This window comes from Rhodococcus sp. G-MC3 (assembly GCF_030063335.1).
Taxonomy (GTDB): Bacteria; Actinomycetota; Actinomycetes; order Mycobacteriales; family Mycobacteriaceae; genus Rhodococcoides.
In genome coordinates, this window is sequence record NZ_JASISW010000056.1 from 1 (window position 1) to 4,722 (window position 4,722).

Consider the following 4,722-nt stretch of genomic DNA (forward strand, 5'->3'; position numbering starts at 1 on the left):
TTGCCGCCGACACCTCGAGGTCCGCGGCAATCTCCTCCTGCGTCTTGCCTGCAGCGGTGAGCTCATCGGCACGGCGCAATTTGCGCACGATGTCTTCAGCAGAGTTGCGCTTTCGTCCAGCCATGTTCTCCGTCGTCCTATCCGCCCAGTTCACGGGCAACAAGACTCTAAAACAAAAGGCCCCGTTCACCGGGGACACGCCAATCTGCGTCGGGATGTAAGACAATTCATCGGTCGAGCCGTCAGGGAGAGTGGGTTCGCTGATGGACTCTACGAAGCCCTGCAGAAAGATCGTCGCGAGCCTCAGCTGACGCTGGGCTGTGTCGAACAACGACGGTACCATCGGCGGCGTACGCAGGTCCACGACTCGTAGGCGCTCCACCGCCGAGAATTTTCCGATGCTGAGCATCCCGCTGGTGACGTACTTACTTACCTCTTCAACCGCGCCATCGTGGCTCGACGCCCCGTAGAACGCTCCGATACCCGCTGGCGTCATTCGGTTACTCCGGGAGAACCGAACGGGCGGGGAACCGATGTCGGTCGCCGAGCTGAACTTTGCGCCGCCCTTGTCGTAACGAGCTCGGAACCAGCTACGGTCCGCAGGAAGGTCGATCACCAACCGGGCCGAATGCACCGCATCGATAATCGCTGCAGGAACCTCGTGCACCTTGAACATGCCAACCTCGGTCTCGGCGACCGGATCGGGTTGCAGGAATGTGAACCGTCGCCTGAGGCGAACCTCCTCACGGAACTGCTCCCAGCTCCAGGCCAGACCCATACCGGGTGGTGGGGCTGCCAAGTTCCGCTGGCACCAGAGTCCGTTGCGAACAGCGCGGTCGATGGCGTCCAACACGGCCGGACTACTGCTCACCTCGTTCTCGTCCAAGAGGTCTCGGGTGTCGACTGTGTCTGTCTGATACCCACAATCGCGGGTGCTGTAGCTTGCTTCGTTGACCGGGTCGTCGTACTCGGCCAGGAGCCCCTCGACTACCCGCTCGATTACACAATCCAATGGCGCACGCTGAGCGTTCGACACCCGACAGAACGAACAGGGCCCCGACGAAGGGTCTGTGTTCTCCACGACTACCTGAACTAGAGCTTGATCATTCAGACATTGAACGCAGACGATCTCGGTCGAGTCGTTCCAGCCGCGTGACTCAACGTCCTCTAGGTAGCTCTTCGTGAAACCCATGTCACGACTATCCTCCATGAAGAAGCGATACGCGGCATGGACGTACCCGCCGGAAGGAACCCCACGATGCTGCGAATTTATCTCGATCAAGCCGAGTGGGTCGACATGTCGAAGTACCGTACCGGGCACCGCGAGGGCGGGCGCTTCCAGGACGCTTACGACCTGTCGACCCGACTCGTAGAACAGGGGGATATCTCTTTTGTTATCTCCACTGCGCACTACTACGAAACGCAGCGCCGTCCGAACCCCACAAGTCGCCGCGATCTCGGACGAACCATCGCGGATCTCTCTAAATTTCACTCGATCGCACCAAGCCACGTGATCGTTCCTGCCGAGATACGGGCCTACCTCACCGGACAACCCGTGACTTCGCAGATCGAGGTCTTCGGCGTCGGCTTCGGGCATGCCTTCCACACCGACATGAAGTTGCCCGAACCTGATCCGACGCTTTCCCACCAGATGTCTCCAACGGAGTTCGCCCGACTGGGGGAGCTTGTCCGGTATGAAGCCGAGTTGTTCGTCCTTGCGGCTCCCCCGGAAGCAGACGCAGCAGCCCGTCAGATGTTCGAAACTGTCAACAAGATTCATGACTCTGCGCAACGGTTCGCAGATGGTCAGACCACCCTCGGACAGCAGATCGACGAACTCAAAGTACGCCACAAGCTTGCCGATGTCGTTGCAGGAAACGAAATCTCGAACATCATGGGGCCGCTCATCATTGAGTGCGCGCAGCTCGGCTTCGACATCGAGGACTTACTTCGATCGCGGCAGGCGATCCTCCATTTGATGGAGAATCTGCCCAGCCGGTGGGTTGAGAGCGAACTTCGGCGAGTCCGCCTGCGTAATCCACAGCAGCCGTGGGTCAAGAATGATCTCAACGACATTCTCGCGCTATCCGTTGCAGTGCCTTACTGTGACGTCGTTGTGACCGAGAAACAGTGGGCGAAGCATCTCAACGACCTTGGGATCGCGAAGCGCTACAACACCGTTGTGCTGTACGACCTCGCAGATGTCCCAGAGGCGATCGTTACGGCGACTCGCACTGAGTAAGGGAAGCGAGTAAGTCTGGAATTCTGGTGTGCTACACCAATCGAAGCCGACAATCAGCCGCTGTCGAGCGGCGATGATGTCCGGGCCACTCTGCCGCTAAGCACAGCTGGTGGGCCGAGGGACTGCGTCTTCAGCAACCTGTCGTCGAAACCCTCGACGGGGATCGCGGGGAACCTCCCCGTGCCGGGGTGTGAACCGCGGGTCGCAGGGGAAGACCTGTCGCCACTGCGAGCCACCGAATGAACGCCGGAGGTCACCCCGCATCGTGCCTCACATGCAAACCCGCACTTAACGAGGGTGGTCCGCTGCTGCCATCCACCGCAGAGGCGCACAACGCCTACAGCCACACAACGTCGACAAACCCACACCCGGTTCCGAGCACTCGGATGTGGCGGTGGCGGAGCTCGTTCAGCGAGTGGCCTGCAAGCGCAACCGCGTCGGCCACCTCGTCGGGTCGTCATCTCCCGCCCACTCGATCTGCGTCCGGCGTCGCATCGAGTAGTAGGTCGCCCACTGGCTCGTCCTTCGGTGCTGGACCGGGAAACGCCAGCCGCTTCGATGCCACTCGTGCCGTAGCCGCCACAGTCAGACGGGCACGGTTCGACCGTGCGGCTCTCGTCGTCCCCACAGCGTCGACACCGTCGGCGAGGACAGCGCCGAGAGTCCAATCGAGGTCGCGGATCTTGTTTTCCTCCCCGGCCAGGCCCGGCCAAGTCGTCGTGTTGAGCCAGGCGTCGAGACTTCTGCGCGCAGCGCGATTATTTCTAAGGGAGAGAGAGCCTTTGACATGGTTGATCCTTTTCTGTGTTGTAGGTCATTCGTCACGGCCTCGACTTCGGGCCAGCGGAGAGTGAGCGACCCCCATGTCGCTCCCCCTCCGAAAGCGGTCAATAGAACCCGGTCGCCCATGCTGAGATGCCCTTGAGTTGCGGCATCAGCCAGCGCGAGAGGTATCGAGGCCCCGGCGGTGTTGCCATATTTGTTCAGGCTGACCAGCGCTTTGGAGCTGTCGATTCCGAGTTGGTCACTGACTGCGTCAAGGATTCGAGTGTTGGCCTGATGTGCTACGAGCCAGTCGATCTCGGCAGCCGTCCACAGGGTGCGGGAAAGTACGCGCTGCGACGATTGCGTCATGTGTTTGACCGCGTTGGCGAAGACTGTCTTACCTTGCATCGTCATGAACGAACCCGTCGCGGTGAGATCGGCTCCGGAGGTTCGGTGTTCGGACCCACCCTCGCGAACGATGATCAAGTCATGCAGATTTCCATCGCTACCGAGGTCGAACTCGAGTAGAGCACCGGGAGATTCCCGGCTTCCGCGCTCGAGGACAATCGCGCCGGCGCCGTCGCCGAATATCGGAGCTGTATTCCGATCGTCGGGGTTGATGATTGTGGTGAAGGCTTCGGCTCCGATGACCAGGACCGAGTCGGTGAGGTTGGAGGCGAGAAGTCCAGAGGCGACAGCGGTGGCGTAGACAAAGCCGGAACACACAGCGCCGATGTCGAAGGCTATGGCACCGTCGAGTCCGAGTTCGGATGCAACCCATGGTGCCGTAGCCGGACATGGATAGTCAGGGGTGGTAGTTGCGAGCACCACCGCTCCTACCGAGGCTCGGTCTGCCGACCGCAGTGCACGTCGGCCCGCTATGGCTGCGAGGTCCCCGGTCGAGGTTCCGACGTCTACGTGGCGGCGTTGCTCGATGCCCGTTCGCGATCGTATCCATTCGTCCGAGGTGTCTATACGTTCTGCAAGCATGTCGTTAGTGATCACGGTGTCCGGGACGGTTGCCCCCAGCCCTGTGATGATCGAAGCGTTCGGCATCGCAGACTCCAGTTGTTTGGCGGTGAACTCAGCGGGTGACGATGACCGATGCGCGGTCGCTCTCGGTGCGCATGTCGATTGCGTCGTACTCCTCCTGAGCTCGTTCGATCGCTTCGCGGAGCCCCATCACCGGACTCAGGGTCAGAATGTCGGAAATGGTGGCCAGTCGTTCCTCGAGCGGTCCGCCGACCTCCCACCGTGGGATGCCGAGTTCGTCAGCGACGTCGCGGAGGGAGATGTCGGCCATCGATCGGAAGCGTTCGTTGACCGGTCGATGGCCGTCTGCAGCCAGTGCCAGTTCGTTGCGTAGGTGAATGAACCCGGTGTAGGTGCGTTTCACGTGCCGTTTGACGGCCACACCCAATTGGGCCATGACTTGTTCGAAGACCACGATTTCGGGTGTCTTCTCCACGGATTTGCTGTCCCCGAGATGGATGGAGTCATTGGGGTTGATCCCGACCACTGTGCGCATTGACCCATATATCCGGCTCTTCCGGAAATGGAGTGCAGGTGAGGGCGCGGTAAACCCGGTCGGTGGGGTCGTGTCGTTGCGGTGAGGCGGGCTCCCGGAGGCCGATGATGAGGGTTCTCACGCCAACTCGTCACGACCCACCGGGGAGCCCTGTGTCCGAGAATACGACTGTTTCCGCTTCTGCCGT

General features: G+C 60.7%; 4 protein-coding genes. 1 reads left to right on the top strand and 3 read right to left on the bottom strand.

Going from position 1 to position 4,722, the window contains the following annotated elements; all coding sequences use genetic code 11:
* The coding region (locus QMK17_RS25925; RefSeq protein ID WP_283512157.1) for a HEPN-associated N-terminal domain-containing protein at window positions 1-1,012 on the bottom strand (1,012 nt) is incomplete at its 3' end.
* A 246-nt stretch (window positions 1,013-1,258) separates the two neighbouring features.
* Here QMK17_RS25925 and QMK17_RS25930 point away from each other — a divergent pair.
* Window positions 1,259-2,242, top strand: coding sequence for a hypothetical protein (locus tag QMK17_RS25930; protein WP_283512158.1), 984 nt, complete (start codon window positions 1,259-1,261; stop codon window positions 2,240-2,242).
* Between the two features lie 585 nt (window positions 2,243-2,827).
* On the opposite strand, the gene QMK17_RS25935 is transcribed toward QMK17_RS25930, so the two are convergent.
* Window positions 2,828-4,063 (bottom strand): beta-ketoacyl-ACP synthase III, encoded by a 1,236-nt coding sequence (locus tag QMK17_RS25935; RefSeq protein ID WP_283512159.1) that lies wholly within the window; start codon window positions 4,061-4,063, stop codon window positions 2,828-2,830.
* A 28-nt stretch (window positions 4,064-4,091) separates the two neighbouring features.
* Window positions 4,092-4,535 (bottom strand): hypothetical protein, encoded by a 444-nt coding sequence (locus tag QMK17_RS25940; protein ID WP_283512160.1) that lies wholly within the window; start codon window positions 4,533-4,535, stop codon window positions 4,092-4,094.
* Between the last annotated feature and the right edge of the window lie 187 nt (window positions 4,536-4,722).